Below are 19,762 nucleotides of genomic sequence, written 5' to 3'. Positions count from 1 at the left end.
TTCATTCCTTGCCGGTCGTTGCTGGGCCGGTCGTTGCTGGGCCGGTCACGACTGGTGTATCGGACAATCCGCCCCACTCGGTCCATGAGCCGTCATAAAGCCTGTTATCGGTATGGCCAAGCGTCTCCAGCGCCAGCGTGACCACCGCGGCGGTGACGCCGGAGCCGCAGGATGTGACCACGGGTCCGGACAGGTCGATACCGGCGTCCTCGATCACTTTGCGCAAACGGTCCCTCGGCAGCAGCCTGCCGTTTTCCGAGAGCGCGGAGTACGGTACATTGCGCGCGCCCGGCATGTGACCGGAGCGGATCCCCGCACGAGGCTCGGGTTCGCTGCCGGTGAAGCGGCCCGGCCCGCGGGCATCGGCGATCTGGCCTGCCTTTGTATCGACAAGCCGGCGCATATCGGCCAGACCGACGACGCGACCGGCGTCGAAATCGGCATGAAAGACGCTTGGCGCGATCTTCGTCGGCTCGGCCGTTACCGGCCGGCCGGTCGCCTTCCAGCCGTCGAAGCCGCCGTCCAGAATATAGGTCTGGAAGACACCCATGATCCGGAACATCCACCATGCCCGCGGTGCGGAGAAAAAGCCCGGGCCATCATAGACGACAATGGTGTCATCAGCCGACACGCCCATTGAGCCGACATATTGGGCGAAATGCTGCGGCGATGCGAGCGTGTGGGGCAAGGCAGCGTCAGGATCCGAAACCGCGTCCTGGTCCAGGAAACGGGCGCCAGGAATATGAGCCGCATCATACTCGGCGCGCGCGTCGCGCTTTTGTGCAGGCAGATACCAGGAGGCGTCTACGATCGTCAGGCCCGGCTGGCCCAAGCGCCCCTGCAGCCAGTCCGCATCGACGGTAAAAGGACTATCCTCGGCCATTCTTTTCTCCTGCCGCCTTTTGACGCTGTTCAGTTCGCCGGCATAGGACCGAAGCGGATGCGGAAGCGCCTGTTCTCCCGGCCCTTCTTTTCGATCTTGCCGATGTGGATCTCGCCGATTTCGCCGGTGCTCCTCACATGGGTGCCGCCGCAGGGCTGGCTGTCCACCGAGGCGTTGTCACCGATGCAGACCAGACGGATCTTGCCGGTGCCAACAGGCGGCCGGACGTTCTTGGACTTCACCAAACCAGGGTTCGCGGCCAATTCCTCGTCGCTGATAAGCCTGGTGAAGATGGGATGATCAGCCCGCACCAGATCCATCATGCCGGCGGTTACCTCTTCCTTGGTGAAGCTGGCGTCTGGAATGTCAAAATCGACACGGCTGTCGTCCTCGGAAACCGCCGCCCCGGTGATCGGGAACGGACAGATGACGGTGAGCAGATGGCAAGCCGAGTGCATGCGCATCAGCAGATGCCGACGCTCCCACGAGATTGCCAGCTTCACCCGCTCGCCAACGGCCAGTGGCGCCTGCGCGAGCACCGGCACGTGGATGATCTCATCCTTGTTCTCGCCTGATATGGTTGCGGCGATGTCGATGCCGCTACCGTCGGCACGCTCCAACGTGCCGCTATCGCCCGGCTGGCCGCCCGAGGTGGCGTAGAAGATCGTCCGGTCGAGGATGATGCCGCCGCGCTCATTGATGGCGACGACCGTGGCATCAGCCGTCGTGAGATAGGCGTCGTCGCGAAACAGCGCTTCGGTCCTGTGCGCCATCACGCGACCTTCTCGAAGGGCACCGAAATCTTGCTCTGCAATTCCATCCAGCCTGGTACAGGCAGNGTGAGATAGGCGTCGTCGCGAAACAGCGCTTCGGTCTTGTGCGCCATCACGCGACCTTCTCGAAGGGCACCGAAATCTTGCTCTGCAATTCCATCCAGCCTGGTACAGGCAGTTGCTTTTCGCGCAGGAATTCGGGGTTGAACAGCTTCGACTGGTAGCGCGTCCCGTAGTCGCAAAGGATCGTCACGATGGTGTGGCCCGGACCCAATTCCGCAGCCAGGCGCATCGCGCCGGCAATGTTGATGCCGGTCGACCCGCCGACGCACAGGCCTTCCTCCTGGATCAGGTCGAAGACGATCGGCAGCGCGTCCTCATCCCTGATCTGGTAGGAGAAGTCAGGCGTGAAGCCTTCGAGATTTGCGGTGATGCGCCCCTGCCCAATACCTTCGGTGATCGAACTGCCTTCGGACTTCAGCTCGCCGCTGGTGTAGAAACTGTAGAGCGCTGCGCCGAGAGGGTCGGCGAGCGCGATCTTGACGTTCTTGCTCTTTGCTTTCAATCCGAGCCCGACACCGGCCAGCGTTCCGCCTGACCCGACCGCCGAGACAAAACCGTCGACCTTGCCCCCGGTCTGGGCCCAGATTTCCTCGGCCGTCGTGCGGATATGGCCATCGCGGTTGGCGACATTGTCGAACTGGTTGGCCCAGATCGCGCCGTTCGGTTCGCTCCTGGCCATCTGCTCCGCCAGCCGTCCCGACAGTTTCACGTAGTTGTTGGGATTCCTGTAAGGCACGGCCGGCACTTCGATCAGCTCGGCGCCGAGCAACCTGATCGTGTCCTTCTTTTCCTGGCTCTGGGTATCCGGAATGACGATGACGGTGCGATAGCCCAGCGCCTTGGCGACGAGCGTCAGCCCGATGCCGGTATTGCCGGCGGTCCCCTCGACGATGACACCGCCCGGCTGCAACAGGCCGCGTTGTTCGGCATCACGGATGATGAACAGGCCGGCGCGATCCTTAACCGACTGCCCCGGATTCATGAACTCGGCCTTGCCCAGGATCTCGCAGCCAGTTTCTTCGGAAGCCTTGTTGAGGCGGATCAGGGGCGTGTTGCCGATCGCGTCGATCACTGAACGGGGCATTCGGGATTCCTTGTATGCGTGCGCCGAACCCTAGAAACCCAACGCTTAGGTTTCAAGGCAAGAATTCGTCTGGTCCAGTCGCATTTCCGGCGCTGCGGTGTATGGATGTCGCGGGGACCGGCTGGACACCCGACAGTTCATTTGCACCTGGCGTCGAGAAGCACTCTTTTCATTCGATTCCTCCACCGATAGAGCAAGACATCAACAACTCGGCAGGGCGCAGCATGACACTCTATCGGGCCGATCCGAAACACGGCGTAGCCTGGGTCACTGGCGGCAGCAGCGGCATCGGCCGCTCGCTGGCCAGGGATCTGGCGTCACAAGGCTATGCGGTGGCGGTGACAGCGCTGGACGACGATCCGATCGACACGCTCATCGTCGAGACCGCGCAGATGCCGGGCAAGGTCGTGTCCTTTCCCTGCGACGTCACCGACGAGCCGCGCATGGCAAGAACGGTCGCCGCGATCGAGAACGACCTCGGACCGATCGTGCTCGCCATCTTCAATGCCGGTAATTACATCTCGACACCCGGAGAGTCCCTCGTCGTCAAGGACTTTCGCCGCTCCTTCGAAGTCAACTATTTCGGCATCATCCATGGGCTGGTGCCTGTCGTCGAGCATATGCGGGTGCGGGCACGTGGCCATGTCGTTCTGGTCGGCTCGGTGACCGCCTATTTCGGCTGGCCGACCACGGCGGCCTATGGCGGTACGAAGGCGGCGATCAACATTCTGGCCGAGTCGCTGAAATATGATTTCGACAAGATGAACATCCGCGTCCAGGTGATTAACCCCGGTTTTGTCGACACGCCGTTGACCGAAAAGAACATGCTGCCGATGCCTGGCCTGATGCCGGTCGGCCGCGCGACGCGCCGCATGATGCGGGGAATCAAATCCGGCGGCTTCGAAGTGACCTTCCCGTACAGAACGAGCTGGCCGCTGAAATTTCTCGGCATGCTGCCAAGGCCGCTATGCCGATGGGTGATCAGCCTGACGACCAGCTGGAAAGCACGCCCACTGCATTATGAGCGCAAACCGCCCAACAAATAGATGCCCACAGGATTGGTGGCTGGGCCGCCTGAACCGCCGTTGCCTGTTCATGGCCACCACCATAGTCTGAATGTTGTTGCGTGGAGTTTGCGATGGGGCGACGGATCGTGCTTGCTGTGCTGGGCCTGATCGCCATCCTTGCACTGACCTTCCTATTGGGTCCACGCGTACCCGTCGATACCACGATCCGCTTCGATCCTTCCGCCATTGGCGACGACCCGCAAGCCTATGTGGCAAAAGTGGAGGCAGCCATACCCGGTATCCGTGATGGGCTGGAGAAGGAGATCGTCTGGGCCGACCCGATGGTGCATGCAAAGACGCCGCTATCGATCGTCTACATCCACGGCTTTTCCGCATCGAAGGGCGAGATCCGGCCCTTGCCCGACGACGTGGCCGACCAGCTCGACGCCAACCTGTTCTACACTCGCCTCACCGGCCACGGGCAGGACGGCGCGGCGATGACGCAAGGCAGCGTCAATGCCTGGATCAACGACTATGAGGAGGCGCTCGCCATCGGCCGGGCAATCGGCGACAAGGTGATCGTCATCTCGACATCGACCGGCGGCTCGCTGGCGGCCTGGGCGGCGACGCAGCCCGGGGCATCCGAGGGTGTGGCGGCCATTGCATTCATCTCGCCCAATTTCGGCGTGAAAGCATCCGGCGCCGAGATCCTGACCATGCCCTGGGGCAAGCAGATCGCCGAACTCGTCGCCGGCAAGGAACGTAGCTTCGCGCCACGCAACGCGCTGCATGAGAAATTCTGGACCACCAGATATCCGATCGCCGCGACGATGCCCATGCAGGCGCTGACCGACCTTGCCTATGGCGCGCCGGTGGAGAAGGCGACCATTCCCGCCCTGTTCATCTTCTCGGATATAGACAAGGTCGTGCGACCCGACCGCACGCGTGAGATCGCCGCGCGCTGGGGTGCCCCGCATGAGCTGGTGCCCATCGAAAGCACTGGCGATCCAGACAACCATGTCATTGCCGGCGACGCGCTGTCGCCATCCACCACCGGATTCCTGGCGCAACGGATTGCCGTCTGGATCCAAGCAGTGGCGAAGTAAGGGTCGAAGACAAAAACGACGGCTGAAGCAATGCTCAGCCGCCGTTTTATTTGTAGTCGGCACGAGGCAACCGCCGAGAACTGGCCGGTTACCGCAGGGGTTCGTTAGGCAGCCCGTGCCGCCGGACGCTTGCCGCCGAAGCGGCGCTTGTTGTTGCCCTTGAAGGGTTTTGCACCTTCCGGCTTGCGCTCACCGGCAAAGGCCGGCTTGTCGCCAAAACGCTTCTTGCTGAAACCGCTATTCGGCTTCTTCTCGCCGCCCGGCCGCCTGCCATCGCGACGGCCATTGCGGTCGCGATCGTTGGCGGGTTCGAAGCGCTCGTTCTTTTCCGCCGGATTGCGTGCCGGATCGGGGCTGCCGAGATGGTCGGCAACGATTGGCAGCTTGGTGCGGATGATGCGCTCGACCTGGCGCAGCTTGCTATTCTCCGAAGGATCGCAAAGCGTGAGCGCGATGCCATCCATACCATTGCGGCCGGTGCGGCCGATGCGGTGGACATAGCTTTCGGCTTCGTCCGGCAGGTCGAAATTCACGACATGGCTGATGCCGGGCACGTCGATGCCCCGCGCGGCGATGTCGGTCGCGACCAGAATGCGCACCGATCCATCACGGAAATCGTTCAGTGCCTTCTGACGGGCATTCTGCGATTTGTTGCCGTGAATGACGGCGGCCTTGAAGCCGTCGCGCTCGAGGTCCTTGGTCACCCGGTCCGCGCCATGCTTGGTGCGCGAAAAGATGATGACGGACTTCATCGCTTCGTCGGCGAGCATCGTCGACAGCACCTGGCGCTTCTGCTTGGTGCGGGCGAAGACGACGCCCTGCACGATCTCGGCGGCCGCGGTGCTTTGCGGCGAGACCTCGATGCGGACCGGGTTCTTCAGGAGGCCCTTGGCGAGTTCGGCGATCTCGTCCGGCATGGTGGCCGAGAACAGCGCCGTCTGGCGGTCGGGCGCGGTCGCCTTGGCGATGCGCTTGACGTCGTTGATGAAGCCCATGTCGAGCATGCGGTCGCCCTCATCCAGCACCAGCCATTTGGTGTCGGAGAGGATGAGGTCGCCCTCGCGCACCAGGTCGGTCAACCGGCCCGGGGTGGCGATGAGGATATCGACGCCGGGAGCAACCTTCTTCACCTGGCTGAAGCGCGAGACACCGCCCAGCACGAGTGCCGTCGAGACATGCGCGCCCTTGGCGAGGATCTTGATGGTGTCCTCGATCTGCACCGCGAGTTCGCGGGTCGGCGCCAGGATCAGCGCGCGGGTCGTCTTGGCGCGCCGCTTGGTGCCGAGTGCGATGATCTTCGACAGGATCGGCAGCGCGAAGGCAGCGGTCTTGCCGGAGCCGGTCTGGGCGATGCCGAAAATGTCACGGCCTTCCAGCTGCGGCGGGATCGCCTGCATCTGGATCGGCTTCGGTTCGGCGAAGCCGGCATTGTGGGTGGCCTTGAGCAGCGCACCAGTAATTCCCAGCGCCGCGAACCCGGAGAGTTCCGCGGTGTCGTTGCCGGGCAATGTGTTTTCATTGGTCAAAATAATCTTCTTTCACGCGGCCTCTGGCCGCAAACGTCAATGGCGGCAGGGCGCAACCTGCCGTCGAAAATTTGATATGAAACGACAAGGCGGGCGGACGCGGGCGTCCACTCGGCTGCGCTGTCGTGCCCGAAGGCATCATGCCACGGGGCTTTTTCGCCACTTTGTGATGTACCGGAAGAGGGGCCGATATACCGGAAAGAGGGAAAACAGACGCAACCAGTCTCATTTGTCGAGAAGGCCGGAATCTCCCGGCCCAAGCGCCTATGGGCTGCATATGGCTGAGTTCGCCCCGGAATGCAAGAGGCGCGATGCTGCGGTGCAGCAAAAACCAACCAAAAGCCGACGCTTGCACTCCCCGACTGGCATCATTACCACAAACGCAGCTTCCGATTGTGGGGACCGAACGATGAAGGACGTGCTGAAGGAACTCGAGCGACGGCGCGACATCGCCCGGATGGGTGGCGGCCAAGCCCGTATCGATGCGCAGCACAAGAAGGGCAAGCTCACCGCGCGCGAACGCATCGAGGTGTTTCTCGACGAAGGCTCGTTCGAAGAATTCGACATGTATGTCGAGCACCGCTCGACCGATTTCGGCATGGAGAAGACAAAGATCGCCGGCGACGGCGTCGTCACCGGCTGGGGTACGATCAATGGCCGCCCGGTTTATCTCTTCGCCAAGGATTTCACCGTGTTCGGCGGTTCGCTGTCGGAAGCCCATGCCGAGAAGGTCATCAAGGTGCAGGAGATGGCGCTGCGCAACCGTGCGCCAATCATCGGCCTCTACGACGCCGGCGGGGCGCGTATCCAGGAGGGCGTCGCAGCCCTCGGCGGCTATGCCGAGATTTTTCAGCGCAACGTGCTTGCGTCCGGCGTTATACCGCAGATTTCTGTGATCATGGGGCCGTGCGCCGGCGGTGACGTCTATTCGCCCGCCATGACCGACTTCATCTTCATGGTGCGCGACACCTCCTACATGTTCGTCACCGGGCCGGACGTGGTGAAGACCGTGACCAATGAGACGGTGACCGCCGAGAGCCTCGGCGGCGCGTCGGTGCACACGACGAAGTCCTCGATCGCCGACGGCGCCTATGACAATGACGTCGAGGCGCTCTTGCAGATGCGGCGGCTGATCGACCTGTTACCAGCTTCCAACACGTCGGAGATCCCCGAGATCGAATGCTACCAGTCGGTCACCGACCATGACATGTCGCTCGACCGGCTGATCCCCGACAACGCCAACAAGCCCTACGACATCAAGGAATTGATCCTGAAGGTCGCCGACGAGGGCGACTTCTTCGAGATCCAGCAGAGTTTCGCCAAGAACATCGTCACCGGTTTCGGCCGAGTCGAAGGCCGAACCGTCGGCTTTGTCGCCAACCAGCCGATGGTGCTGGCCGGCGTGCTCGATTCCGACGCCAGCCGCAAGGCGGCGCGCTTCGTGCGCTTCTGCGACTGTTTTTCTATTCCCATCGTCACCTTCGTCGATGTTCCAGGCTTTTTGCCGGGCACGGCGCAGGAATATGGCGGGCTGATCAAGCACGGCGCCAAGCTGCTTTTCGCCTATGCCGAGGCGACCGTGCCGAAGATCACCGTCATCACCCGCAAAGCCTATGGCGGCGCCTATGATGTGATGGCGTCAAAACATCTGCGCGGCGACATGAACTATGCCTGGCCGACGGCGCAGATCGCCGTCATGGGGGCGAGAGGCGCGGTCGAGATCATCTACCGCAAAGACATCGGCGATGCCGAAAAGATCGCGGCCCATACAAAGGCTTACGAGGACCGCTTCCTGTCGCCTTTCGTGGCCGCCGAGCGCGGCTATGTCGACGAGGTGATCATGCCGCATTCGACCCGCCGCCGCGTAGCGCGCGCGCTACGCATGCTGCGCAACAAGGATATGCAGAACCCCTGGAAGAAGCACGACAATATCCCGCTGTGAACGGGTGTCGCGGTCATCGCTCAAATGTGGTTGATCAGCGCCCGCCTCCGGCAGCCACCAGGTCGCGCAGCACCGGCACTATCGCCAGCGGCAAATCCTCGGCGATCAACCCCGGTCCGAACCGACTGCCGGCCTCGGCATGGATCCAGACCGCCGCGCAGGCTGCTTCGAAAGCCAGCATGCCTTGGGCAAGCAGGCCGGCCGTGATGCCGGACAACACATCGCCCGATCCTGCGGTGGCAAGCCAGGCCGCGCCGTTGGAATTGATCGCCGCCCTGCCATCGGGAGCGGCGATCACCGTGTCGGCGCCCTTGTAGACGATGACGGCATTGGCGCGCGCGGCCGCCGCGCGTGCCTTGTCCAGCTTGGACGAGACATTGTCATCGGCGATGTCAGCAAACAGCCTGGCGAACTCGCCTTCGTGCGGTGTCATCACCAGCGCGGGCGCGCCCGGCCCGCGGGCGGCTTCGAACAAGATATCCGGCGCCTCACGAAACGAGGTGATCGCGTCGGCGTCGAAGACCAGGCCGCCAATTCCGGTGGACGCGGCCGCCGGCTTGCCCGACGCGAGTAGCACAAGTGCGAACGCCCGGGTTTTTTCGCCGATGCCAAAGCCGGGTCCGAGAACAAAAGCCGATAGCCGGCGCTCCCCGACGAATGCTTCAATGTCGGCAGCATCGTCGGCCTTGCGCAGCATGATCGAGGTCAGGTGCGCGGCATTGACCTGCATGGCGTTGCCCGGCGACAGAACCGTCACCGCCCCTGCCCCGCTTCGGGCAGCGGCTAGCGCTGAGAGCCGCGCCGCGCCGGTGGCGCTCGGCCCGCCGGAAAAGACGCCGACATGGCCGCGCTTGTATTTATGAGCGTCGACGGCCGGCACCGGCAAACCGCGCGACCAGAGTGCCGGTCCGTTCTCGAAGGTCTGGGGCTGGAGCCTTGCAATCACGTCATCGCCGATTCCGATACCGGCAAGCACGACCTCGCCGCATCGCTCCCGGCCGGGCAGGAGCAGATGGCCTGGCTTCTTGCGCGCGAAGGTCACGGTGAGGTCCGCCGAAAAGGACGTGCCGAGCACCTTGCCGCTGTCACCTGAAATGCCGGAAGGCAGGTCGACCGCGACAACCGGCAAATGCAGCTTGGCGGCCAGATCGACCGCCCTGGCGGCTTCGCCGGACAGCGGCTTGGACAGCCCTGCCCCATAAAGCGCATCGACCACGATCGAGCAGGGACCGGCATCAAAGTCCGATAGCGGCCGGGGTTTGATGGGGCATTCCGCGGCGGCGAGTGCCGCGTCGCTATCCGGCCTCGGCGGGCCAGACGTCCAGACCGTGGTGGCGACACCGCTGCCAGCCAGAATGCGAGCGACGACATAACCGTCGCCGCCATTGTTGCCCGGGCCGCATAACACATGGACATGCGCCGCGGAGGGATAGCGGCTGAGCACTTCGGTCGCGACGGCCTGCCCGGCACGGCGCATCAATCCAATGCCGTCGATTGGACCTGCTGCAATTGTCAGCCGATCCGCCTCGCCCATCTCGGCGGACGTAAGAAGTTCGTGGCTCATGGATTGCCGATCCGCATTCGATCAAGCATTGTCCAGTTTTCGGCTCGACGCAAACGGGGAGGAGTTGGCGCTGTCATGACCACGTCGACCGGCGCGAGGATTGCAAGCACGGATCTGCCCGCAGGATGAGCAATTTGCCCGAATATTGGGCAGACATGCACAGTCGTGCCGGGTAGGCTGCAGCCATCCATGCCGCTTCCGATGCAGCGAATGACGCGAATTTGCATCCGGGGGTGACATGACTTTGAAATCGTATGACACCGCTTCTGTTCCCTGCGACTGGCACAGTTCGTGCTTGATTGAGACGCAAGCGGGGGCTCACAACCCGTTTTTTTGGCAGTGGAGGCCACTTTTTACATGAAAAAGATCGAAGCGATCATCAAGCCATTCAAGCTGGACGAAGTGAAGGAAGCGCTTCAGGAGGCCGGACTGCAAGGCATTACCGTTACCGAGGCCAAAGGCTTCGGCCGCCAGAAGGGTCATACCGAACTCTACCGCGGCGCTGAATATGTCGTCGACTTCCTGCCCAAGGTGAAAATCGAGGTCGTGCTCGGCGACGATGCCGTGGAAGGCGCGATTGAGGCTATCCGCAAGGCGGCCCAGACCGGCCGCATCGGCGACGGCAAAATCTTCGTCTCCAACATCGAGGAAGTGGTGCGCATCCGCACCGGCGAAACCGGAATGGACGCGGTTTGATCCGAGCCGGCCGTCCTCTAAGAAACGTCATCCATCAAAAAACGTCAGCACACAGGGATACATGACATGACGACAGCCAAAGACATCATGAAGCAGATCAAGGACAACGACGTTAAATTCGTCGACCTGCGCTTCACCGACCCGAAGGGCAAGCTGCAGCACGTCACCATGGATGTCGTCGAGGTCGAGGAAGACATGTTCGCCGACGGTGTAATGTTCGACGGCTCCTCGATCGCAGGCTGGAAGGCCATCAACGAATCCGACATGGTGCTGATGCCCGACCCGGACACCGTCCACATGGACCCGTTCTTCGCGCAGTCGACCATGGTCATCCTGTGCGACATTCTCGATCCGGTCTCCGGCGAATCCTACAACCGCGACCCGCGCGGCACCGCCAAGAAAGCCGAGGCCTACATGAAGTCGGAAGGCATCGGCGACACCATCTATGTCGGCCCGGAAGCCGAGTTCTTCGTGTTCGACGACGTGAAATACAAGGCCGATCCCTATAACACAGGCTTCAAGCTCGATTCGACGGAACTGCCGTCGAACGACGACACCGATTACGAGACCGGCAATCTCGGCCACCGTCCGCGAGTCAAGGGCGGCTATTTCCCGGTGCCGCCGATCGATTCGGCGCAGGACATGCGCTCCGAAATGCTGACCGTACTCGCCGAAATGGGCGTGCGCGTCGAAAAGCACCACCACGAGGTCGCCGCCGCCCAGCACGAGCTCGGCATCAAGTTCGACGCGCTTGTCCGCAACGCCGACAAGATGCTGATCTACAAGTACGTCGTGCACCAGGTCGCCAATGCCTATGGCAAGACGGCCACCTTTATGCCGAAGCCGATATTCGGCGACAACGGCTCGGGCATGCACGTCCACATGTCGATCTGGAAGGGTGGCAAGCCGACCTTCGCCGGCAATGAATATGCCGGCCTGTCGGAAAACTGCCTGTTCTTCATTGGCGGTGTCATCAAGCACGCCAAGGCGATCAATGCCTTCACCAACCCGCTGACCAACTCCTACAAGCGACTGGTGCCGGGCTATGAAGCGCCGGTGCTGCTTGCCTATTCGGCGCGCAACCGCTCGGCCTCCTGCCGCATCCCGTTCGGCTCGTCGCCGAAGGCCAAGCGCGTCGAGGTCCGCTTCCCCGATCCGGGCGCGAACCCCTACCTGGCGTTCTCGGCGCTGCTGATGGCCGGCCTCGATGGGATCAAGAACAAGATCCACCCGGGACAGCCGATGGACAAGGATCTCTACGACCTGCCGCCGAAGGAACTGAAGAAGATCCCGACCGTCTGCGGTTCGCTGCGCGAAGCGCTCCAGAGCCTCGACAAGGACCGCGGCTTCCTGAAGGCCGGCGGCGTCTTCGACGACGACCAGATCGACAGCTATATCGAGCTCAAGATGGCCGAAGTGATGCGCTTCGAGATGACCCCGCATCCGGTCGAGTACGACATGTACTATTCGGTCTAGGAATCCGCTCGAACAATGTTTCAAGGCCCTTGAAGGTTTTCCCCCTTCAAGGGCTTTTTGCCGAAAAGGCTCATCGATGGATTGCGTGCGGCCAGCCACGCAACGATGGCCAACTTCCTTTTTTGGGGGACGCAATCAATCGCCAGGAGCGAGCGGCACACTGCCTCAGGCTGCAATGCCCGCTCGTCCGGCGCCCCCGCCAATGCCGTCGTTCACGAAACCCCCGCCCCGTTCGAACAGCATCGCTTGGCGTAACCCCAAGGCCACGAATACGCATGCCGCGGCGTGGCCTGTCAACGCCGCCACACGGAGGCATAAATCGCCGATTTCAATGTATGAACAGTGGCTTATATAAAGGATCGCTGGCGTACGGACCGAGCTGAAACAGGCTGTTTTCCGGGCTTTTTCAATGAAAACTTGGAAATGCACGAGACGAGTGGCGGCAAGGAGCGTCAACCAAAGCCCCTCGTTTCGGTGGAACCGCTCGTTGTTTTTCAACCTGACTTTTTTTGGGGGAATTCGCCGCTCCGGGGCAGTCGGTGAAGATGCTGACCGCGCGTGGCGTCATGTCGGGTCGGTAAAAAGAAAGGCCCAGGCGCTTCCGCCCAGGCCTGTATTGCAAGAACATCCATCTGCCGCGCATTGATGCGCGCCGTAAAACGGATCATGCGGCGGCAGAAATCTCTGCGCTCGCCGAGACCGAAGCGATCGTCTTCAGGATCTGCGAGGCGATCTGGTAGGGGTCGCCCTGCGAGTTCGGACGACGGTCTTCCAGATAGCCCTTGTAATCGTTCTTGACGAACGAATGCGGGACGCGGATCGAGGCGCCGCGATCGGCGATGCCATAGCTGAACCTGTTCCACGGCGCGGTCTCGTGCTTGCCGGTCAAACGTTTGTCGTTGTCCGGGCCGTAGACGGCGATGTGGTCCATCAGGTTCTTGTCGAAAGCCGCCATCAGCGCTTCGAAATAGGCCTTGCCGCCGACTTCACGCATATAGGCGGTCGAGAAATTGGCATGCATGCCCGAGCCGTTCCAGTCGGTGTCGCCGAGGGGCTTGCAGTGGTATTCGATGTCGATGCCGTACTTTTCGGTCAAGCGCTGCATCAGATAGCGGGCCATCCACATCTGGTCGGCGGCCTTTTTGGAACCCTTGCCGAAAATCTGGAACTCCCACTGCCCCTTCGCCACTTCGGCGTTGATGCCTTCATGGTTGATGCCGGCCGCGAGGCAGAGATCAAGATGTTCCTCGACGATCTGGCGCGCAACGGAGCCGACATTCGAATAGCCGACGCCGGTATAGTACGGCCCCTGCGGTGCGGGATAGCCGCTCTCGGGGAAGCCGAGCGGACGGCCGTCCTTGTAGAAGAAATACTCCTGCTCGAAGCCGAACCAGGCGCCTTCGTCGTCGAGGATGGTGGCGCGCTTGTTAGATGCATGCGGCGTAACGCCGTCGGGCATCATGACTTCGCACATGACGAGCACGCCGTTGGTGCGGGCCGGATCGGGATAGACCGCGACCGGCTTCAGCACGCAATCGGAGCTGTGGCCCTCGGCCTGCTGCGTCGAGGACCCGTCGAAACCCCACAGCGGCAGTTGCTCGAGCGTCGGGAACTCAGCGAATTCCTTGATCTGCGTCTTGCCGCGAAGATTCGGGACGGGGGTGTATCCATCGAGCCAGATATACTCGAGCTTGTATTTGGTCATTCTAGAGCCTCTCGTTGCTTGGACACCGCAAGCAGGCGGATGTCGATGCATGGCCGAAACAGGCCGGCCTGCCGATGGATAAAAAGCAATTCGTGTGCCACTCGGCTGTCGCAGGGTGCGGCAAAATGATCATGCCCAGGCAGTTATTTTAATGAGCCGCCTCAGCAATGCATGCGGATGATCCAGGCGGCAATACTGCTTAAATCATAGGCAAATCATGATCTTTCATAGGCATATTGCCTAAATGACTCGCAGGACCTATTTTGATGAGAGCTGAATCAATGAGCCTCTGAAAAAGCAGGGAGACCGGCAATGCAAGTCACGCAATCGCGACCGTCGGCGAAAATCCTGATGTTCCCGCTGGCAGCGCGCAGGTCTGCCTTAAATTTAAGCGCCAAGGCCAAATTCGCGGCAGAGCTTGCCGCGCTTCGCGGCGAGCACGCCGATTTCGATGGCTGGTACCACGAGGCCGCCGTTGAGGAAGAAGATCCGCGGCGGAAGAGCTGAACCCTTCCACGTCGATCTTGAAGAAAAAGCCCGGCGCGATCGCTCGCGCCGGGCTTTTCGTTCTGGCCTACCGACTATTCCTTGGCGCGCAGGTCGGTTCCGAGCGTGTCCTTGACGAAGATCATGCCGATGATCAGCGTCATCGCCGCGATGACCACCGGATACCAAAGGCCATAGTAGATATCGCCCTTGTAGGCGCTGAGCGCAAACACCGTCGCCGGCAGCAGGCCGCCGAACCAGCCATTGCCGATGTGGTAGGGCAATGACATGCCCGTGTAGCGAATGCGAGTCGGGAACATCTCGACAAGGATCGCCGCGATCGGTCCATAGACCATGGTCACGAACAGGACCAGGATGAACAGGATGCCGATCGTCATCGGCCAGTTAACCGCCGCCGGATCGGCGAACATCGCAAAGGCACCGCCGCCCGGTATGTTGTAGACGGTGACCTCGGGTGCGCCCGCTGCCTCATCGGCGGTCAAGACCTTGTCCTTAACCGCCTGATCGGTCGGAACCGCTGCCTTCTCGCCGCCGCGGATGGCGGCTGCGTCGAGCTTAAGTTCAGGATTGGCTGCGATGAAGGCATCGAGTTTCTGGTCCGCGACCTTGATCGCCGCTCGCTTCAGCGGATAGCCNATTGGCTGCGATGAAGGCATCGAGTTTCTGGTCCGCGACCTTGATCGCCGCTCGCTTCAGCGGATAGCCACCGTCCTGCAAGGACATGTTGACTGCCTTGACGAAGGCGGCTTCCTTAGCCTTGGCCTGATCGCCGGCGGCGACCGCATCGTAAGACGCCACTGTCTCTGTACCGATTTTGACTGACGCGGGCGTCCCGGCCGCAGCCGTCGACACCACTTCATAGGGAACCGAGTTCTTGGTCAGGAACGAAGTCGCGATGTCGCAGGACGTCGTGAACTTCGCCGTGCCCACCGGATTGAACTGGAACTTGCAGTCGCCGGGAGCTGCCGTCACCGTTGCCCGAGTGCTCTGCTGAGCCTTGGCGAGCGCCGGATTGGCGGCCCAGGTCAACGCCTTGAACAGCGGGAAGGTACAGACGATAGCCAGCGCAAGACCAGCCATGATGATCGGCTTGCGGCCGATCTTGTCGGAGAGCCAGCCGAAGACGACGAAGAAGATCGAGCCGATAGCCAGCGCGATGGCGATCATGATGTTGACCGACTGCGCGTCGACCTTCAGCACGTTCTGCAGGAAGAACAGCGCGTAGAACTGGCCATTGTACCAAACCACGGCCTGACCGGCGGTGAGGCCGAGCAGCGCCAGGAGCGCGATCTTGGCGTTCTTCCACTGACCAAAGGCTTCCGAGAGCGGCGCCTTTGAGCCCTTGCCTTCGTCCTTCATCTTCTGGAAGGTCGGAGACTCCGAGAGTGACAACCGGATCCAGATCGAAACGGCGAGTAGCAGGAAAGAGACGATGAACGGAATGCGCCAGCCCCAGGCGGCGTAGGTCTCCTTGCTCAGCGATCCCTGCACGATCAGGATGACGATCAGCGACAGGAACAGGCCGAGCGTCGCTGTTGTCTGGATCCATGAGGTGTAGAAGCCACGGCGGTCATCGGGTGCATGTTCGGCGACATAGGTCGCCGCGCCACCATATTCGCCGCCCAGCGCCAAACCCTGCAGCATGCGCAGGACGATAAGGATCACCGGAGCCGCGATGCCCAAGGTTGCATAGCCGGGGAGCAGACCGACCAGGAAGGTCGACAGGCCCATGATCGTCATTGTGACCAGGAATGTGTATTTGCGGCCGACGAGGTCGCCGATGCGACCGAACAGCAGCGCGCCGAACGGGCGAACCAGAAAGCCTGCGGCAAAGGCCAGCAGTGCGAAGATGTTACGCGTTGCCTCGGGAATGGTCGGACTGAAAAAGGTTGAGCCGATGAAAGCCGCCAGTGAGCCGTAGAGATAGAAATCGTACCATTCGAAAACAGTGCCCAGCGAGGAAGCGAAGATGACTTTCTTCTCCTCCCGCGTCATGCCGCGGCTCGTTCCGCCGGCGGTCGATGCCATTGCCATAGGGTTTATCCTCCCGTGAGACCTAGATGCTGTGCGCCGACGTCCGCGTTCTCCTCCGAACGCGGACTCAAAGACGCAGCCAACACAGGGAAAATGGCAGAAAGGGCGGGGAAAGGGCACCGCGACGATGGGATTATGACTTTCGTATTAGGTGCAGTGCGAAGGCGGAGCGAAGCGCTCAGGCCCGCAGTGCTTCGAGCAAGCCGACGGCGGCCATCATGTCCCGTTTGCGAGCGGCGCGGCGCGCGACGGCTTCGGCGTCCTGTCCCCACTGTGCGGTCTGCCAGTCCTCGTCGACATGGCCGGCGGCCCAGGCCTGCTCGCCGTCTAGCTCGCCGAAATCGACCGCCAAGGCCAGCAATGCCGAGCCGGTCAACGACGTCATGACATGAATGGCGGCAAGGCGCAGCGGTTCGGCGCGTTGCGCCAGATGGCTGCCCAGCACCGCAATGGTTTCGCGCGGTTGCTCGACATGGATGATGCCCTCGGCAAGGTTGAAGCGGGCCCCAAGTGCCGCGCGGGCCCAGTCGATGACGGGATCCCACTGCTCGTTCTGCCGCTCGACCAGCCCTTGCGGGGCATCGGCGCGATAACAGAGCAGATCCGACGAGGCAAACCGCAGAATGTCTTCCAGAACCGCCTGCGGATCGCTGGCCACGCCATCGATGGCGGTGTTGACCAGCCGCATAACCGGCATCGTCATCGGATTGATCGTCTCGCCCTGTTCCGCGAACTCGCCGGCAACCAGCGTCGCGGCCGCCTCGGTTGGCAGCGCCAGCAGCGCTTTGCCCGGCGTGCGCACCGGCTTGCCGTCGAGATGGATGGCAAAGCCACCTTCCACCGGCGCGACCGAGACCTTCTTATACAAGCGCTTGGGCAGCGGCGTCTTCATCTGAATCTGGGCGCGACGCACCGGATCCGGATCGGAAAGATACTTGCCCGCTTCGAGGTCGTTGAGGATATCACGCATGAAGTGCCTTTCTTACACCGGTATCAGCTTGCGTGCCGGCCGGTTGACGATGACCAGGCCGGCCGCAATCAAGCCAAGTGCAAGAAAAATGCGAATGGTCAGCGGCTCGTTCAAGATGATCGCACCGCTTAAGACACCGAAGACCGGCGACAGGAAGGTGAAGCTGGACAAGCCCGAGGCCGGATAGCGGCGCAGCAGCCAGAACCACAACACATAGGTGAAGGCGACGATATAGATCGCCTGGAAAAGCAGCGCCAATGTCGGCAACAGGGAGGGATCGCGCACCGGCGGGCCGGCAAGAGGCAGCACCATCACGCCAACGATCGCAGCGCCGGCGAGTTGATAGAGCAGCAGTTTTTCCGCACTCGCCTCGACCAGTTTCGATCGTTTGATTAGGATATTGGTCAGGGCCCAGAACAACCCCGAACCGAGGCTCAGGAGATCACCGAACAGCATGTCTCCGCTACCGCCGAGCTTATCGGAAAAGACCGCGGCAAGACCGGCGAAGGCCAACAGCAGTCCGAGGAACTTGCGCACGGTGATCTGTTCGCCGAGCAGGAAATGGCCGCCGATCAGCATCCAGAACGGCATTGAGTTGACCAGCAAAGTATTGCGCGCCACGGTCGTATGCTCCAGGCCAACGTAGAGACAAAGGAACTCGACGCCGAAAAGCAAGCCGACCGCGATACCCGCCGGCAATGTCCCATCCCTGGTGAACAGCGCAATGCCGCGCCAGCGACACCAGAGAAAGACGCAGAAACCACCGATGACCGAACGCGCGATCGAGAGGAAGACGGGGTCGTAACCGGCATAAGAGACCTTGGCGGCGACGTAGTTCAGTCCCCAGGAGAATGTCAGGCCGACCATGATCGAGGCGGCGGCCATGTCGACCGCGTCGCGCCGATCGAGCGCATCGGTGGCNTCGAAGCCGATCAGGTTCCAGCTCTGGCGCATGTGCGGCGGCATCGGCGCGGTGACGTCGATGACGCCCTTGTCCGGGTGCGGGATAATGATGCGGCGCGCGTGCAGATGCAGCCGGTTTTGAATGCCGCCAGGAAAATCCCAGTTGGTGTCGGCCTCGAAGTATTTCGGGTCGCCGATGATCGGGCAGCCAATATGGGCGGCATGGACGCGAAGCTGGTGTGTGCGGCCGGTATAGGGTTCCATCTCCAGCCAGGTCATGGTCTGCGCCGCCTGCTCGATGATGCGATAATAGGACACGGCGTGGTCGGCGCCTTTCTCGCCATGCGCGGCGATGCGCACGCGGTCGCCGTCCGGCGTAGCCTCCTTGATCAGCCAGGTCGAGATCTTGTCCTCGCGCTTGGGCGGCACGCCCTTGACCAGCGCCCAGTAGGTCTTCTTGGTTTCCCGCGCCCGGAACGCCTCTGAAAGCTTCATCGCGGCCAGCCTCGTGCGGGCCACCACCAGCACACCCGACGTGTCGCGGTCGAGCCGGTGCACCAGCCGCGGCTTCTCGCCTTTCTGGCTGCGCCATGCTTCCAGCATGTCATCGACATTGCGGGTAACGCCGGAGCCGCCCTGAACGGCGAGGCCCGCCGGCTTGTTGAAGACGAAGACCTTGGGATCCTCGTGGATCAGCATCTTGGCGAGCACATCGGCGTCGCCCTGGTTGCGGATCGAGTGGCCGGTGAGCGCGCTCTCGCCCTTCTTGTCTACCTCGAGCGGCGGAACGCGAACCATCTGCCCTGGCTCGACGCGGGTGTCGGCCTTGACCCGGCCGCCATCGACGCGGATCTGGCCGGAGCGCAGCAGCTTCTGTAGATGGCCGAAGCCAAGGCCCGGGAAATGGGTCTTGAACCAGCGATCGAGCCGCATGCCCGCCTCGCCGGCCTCCACCGTGATCTGTTCAACGCCTGCCATGTCTTCTTCGCTTATCCGTTTCCCGAGCAGGGCTCTTGGCCTGCGCTTGGCGCGGCAATAACATTATGAAACGGTTCTTGCGAGCCAAAGTCCCAGAAACAGGGCAATGATCGCGCCAACGACGCTGGCAAGCGCATATCCGAACGCCGGCAGTGTCGAGCCGCGTTCCCACAGGGCCGCGAAGTCGAGCGAAAAGGCGGAGAAGGTGGTGAAGCCTCCAAGAATGCCGGTAGCAACGAACAGCCTGACCTCATTGGACCCGCCGCGACGCGCAAGGATGGCGATGAACAGCCCCATCGCAAACGAGCCGACGATGTTGATCGCCATCGTGCCCCAGGGATAGTTGGGACCGACGAGGCGCAGCGCGCCCATGCTGGTCAGATGGCGGATGCCGGCGCCGATGCCGCCGCCGACGGCTACGAGAAGCAGATTGAACATAGAACGTTACTGCCTTTGCACGCGTGGCGGCGTCAATCCCTCAAGTTTGCGACGGCGCTCCGGAACGCGCTTGCAACTCGCGCAACTTCACATCGGCCAGCTACCGG

Annotated in this window: 15 protein-coding genes and 2 pseudogenes; 6 read left to right on the top strand and 11 right to left on the bottom strand. The window is 61.9% G+C overall.

The genetic code is table 11. The features are described from left to right. Position 1: 1 nt before the first annotated feature. The 3 genes from sseA to X742_RS148495 form a co-directional block, all read right to left on the bottom strand. Positions 2-883 carry a 3-mercaptopyruvate sulfurtransferase gene (gene sseA / locus X742_RS148485; RefSeq protein WP_023773651.1) on the bottom strand — a complete coding sequence of 294 codons (882 nt, stop codon included), beginning with the start codon at positions 881-883 and terminating at the stop codon, positions 2-4. Between the two features lie 29 nt (positions 884-912). Further along, positions 913-1,656 carry an alanyl-tRNA editing protein gene (locus X742_RS148490; protein ID WP_023773650.1) on the bottom strand — a complete coding sequence of 248 codons (744 nt, stop codon included), beginning with the start codon at positions 1,654-1,656 and terminating at the stop codon, positions 913-915. Between the two features lie 112 nt (positions 1,657-1,768). After that, the gene (locus X742_RS148495) at positions 1,769-2,803 is read right to left on the bottom strand and encodes a cysteine synthase A (RefSeq protein ID WP_023773648.1); all 1,035 of its coding nucleotides are present in this window, start codon (positions 2,801-2,803) and stop codon (positions 1,769-1,771) included. A gap of 224 nt (positions 2,804-3,027) precedes the next feature. Here X742_RS148495 and X742_RS148500 point away from each other — a divergent pair, with 224 nt between their 5' ends. Together X742_RS148500 and X742_RS148505 are read left to right on the top strand one after the other, a co-directional pair. Beyond that, the gene (locus X742_RS148500; RefSeq protein ID WP_023773647.1) at positions 3,028-3,849 is read left to right on the top strand and encodes an SDR family oxidoreductase; all 822 of its coding nucleotides are present in this window, start codon (positions 3,028-3,030) and stop codon (positions 3,847-3,849) included. A 92-nt stretch (positions 3,850-3,941) separates the two neighbouring features. Then, the gene (locus X742_RS148505; RefSeq protein ID WP_023773646.1) at positions 3,942-4,916 is read left to right on the top strand and encodes an alpha/beta fold hydrolase; all 975 of its coding nucleotides are present in this window, start codon (positions 3,942-3,944) and stop codon (positions 4,914-4,916) included. Positions 4,917-5,020: 104 nt separating this feature from the next. Here the strand turns inward: X742_RS148505 and X742_RS148510 are convergent, their stop codons facing one another. Continuing rightward, positions 5,021-6,442, bottom strand: coding sequence for a DEAD/DEAH box helicase (locus tag X742_RS148510; RefSeq protein ID WP_023773645.1), 1,422 nt, complete (start codon positions 6,440-6,442; stop codon positions 5,021-5,023). A gap of 409 nt (positions 6,443-6,851) precedes the next feature. Here X742_RS148510 and X742_RS148515 point away from each other — a divergent pair, with 409 nt between their 5' ends. Continuing rightward, the gene (locus X742_RS148515; protein WP_023773644.1) at positions 6,852-8,384 is read left to right on the top strand and encodes an acyl-CoA carboxylase subunit beta; all 1,533 of its coding nucleotides are present in this window, start codon (positions 6,852-6,854) and stop codon (positions 8,382-8,384) included. 34 nt (positions 8,385-8,418) lie between these two features. Here X742_RS148515 and X742_RS148520 read toward each other — a convergent pair whose 3' ends face one another. Further along, positions 8,419-9,948, bottom strand: coding sequence for a bifunctional ADP-dependent NAD(P)H-hydrate dehydratase/NAD(P)H-hydrate epimerase (locus X742_RS148520; protein WP_023773643.1), 1,530 nt, complete (start codon positions 9,946-9,948; stop codon positions 8,419-8,421). A gap of 357 nt (positions 9,949-10,305) precedes the next feature. Here X742_RS148520 and X742_RS148525 point away from each other — a divergent pair, with 357 nt between their 5' ends. After that, positions 10,306-10,644 carry a P-II family nitrogen regulator gene (locus X742_RS148525; RefSeq protein ID WP_006205430.1) on the top strand — a complete coding sequence of 113 codons (339 nt, stop codon included), beginning with the start codon at positions 10,306-10,308 and terminating at the stop codon, positions 10,642-10,644. Positions 10,645-10,710: 66 nt separating this feature from the next. Continuing rightward, a complete protein-coding gene (glnA, locus tag X742_RS148530; RefSeq protein WP_023773642.1) occupies positions 10,711-12,120 on the top strand; it encodes a type I glutamate--ammonia ligase in 1,410 nt (469 codons plus the stop codon). A 664-nt stretch (positions 12,121-12,784) separates the two neighbouring features. On the opposite strand, the gene X742_RS148540 is transcribed toward glnA, so the two are convergent. Further along, positions 12,785-13,825 carry a glutamine synthetase beta-grasp domain-containing protein gene (locus X742_RS148540; RefSeq protein ID WP_023773640.1) on the bottom strand — a complete coding sequence of 347 codons (1,041 nt, stop codon included), beginning with the start codon at positions 13,823-13,825 and terminating at the stop codon, positions 12,785-12,787. Positions 13,826-14,137: 312 nt separating this feature from the next. On the opposite strand from X742_RS148540, the gene X742_RS148545 reads away from it, so the two are divergent. Then, the gene (locus tag X742_RS148545) at positions 14,138-14,332 is read left to right on the top strand and encodes a DUF2735 domain-containing protein (RefSeq protein ID WP_023773639.1); all 195 of its coding nucleotides are present in this window, start codon (positions 14,138-14,140) and stop codon (positions 14,330-14,332) included. 74 nt (positions 14,333-14,406) lie between these two features. Here the strand turns inward: X742_RS148545 and X742_RS01000000170370 are convergent. The 5 genes and pseudogenes from X742_RS01000000170370 to crcB form a co-directional block, all read right to left on the bottom strand. Then, positions 14,407-16,366, bottom strand: a pseudogene (locus tag X742_RS01000000170370) (MFS transporter). A gap of 178 nt (positions 16,367-16,544) precedes the next feature. After that, entirely contained in the window at positions 16,545-17,336 is a 792-nt protein-coding gene (locus X742_RS148550; protein ID WP_023773638.1) for an ATP12 family chaperone protein, read from the bottom strand. A gap of 12 nt (positions 17,337-17,348) precedes the next feature. Then, entirely contained in the window at positions 17,349-18,221 is an 873-nt protein-coding gene (locus tag X742_RS1000000174880) for a DMT family transporter (protein ID WP_023773909.1), read from the bottom strand. A 39-nt stretch (positions 18,222-18,260) separates the two neighbouring features. Beyond that, positions 18,261-19,217 (bottom strand): annotated as a pseudogene (locus tag X742_RS1000000174875) (RluA family pseudouridine synthase); the annotation flags it as partial. A gap of 63 nt (positions 19,218-19,280) precedes the next feature. Further along, a complete protein-coding gene (crcB, locus tag X742_RS148560) occupies positions 19,281-19,655 on the bottom strand; it encodes a fluoride efflux transporter CrcB (protein ID WP_023773637.1) in 375 nt (124 codons plus the stop codon). Positions 19,656-19,762: the final 107 nt, after the last annotated feature.

Source organism: Mesorhizobium sp. LNHC229A00 (assembly GCF_000502415.1).
Classification (GTDB): domain Bacteria; phylum Pseudomonadota; class Alphaproteobacteria; order Rhizobiales; family Rhizobiaceae; genus Mesorhizobium.
Note: the sequence above shows the minus strand (reverse complement) of the source record. Positions and strands in the feature narration are given on the sequence as shown.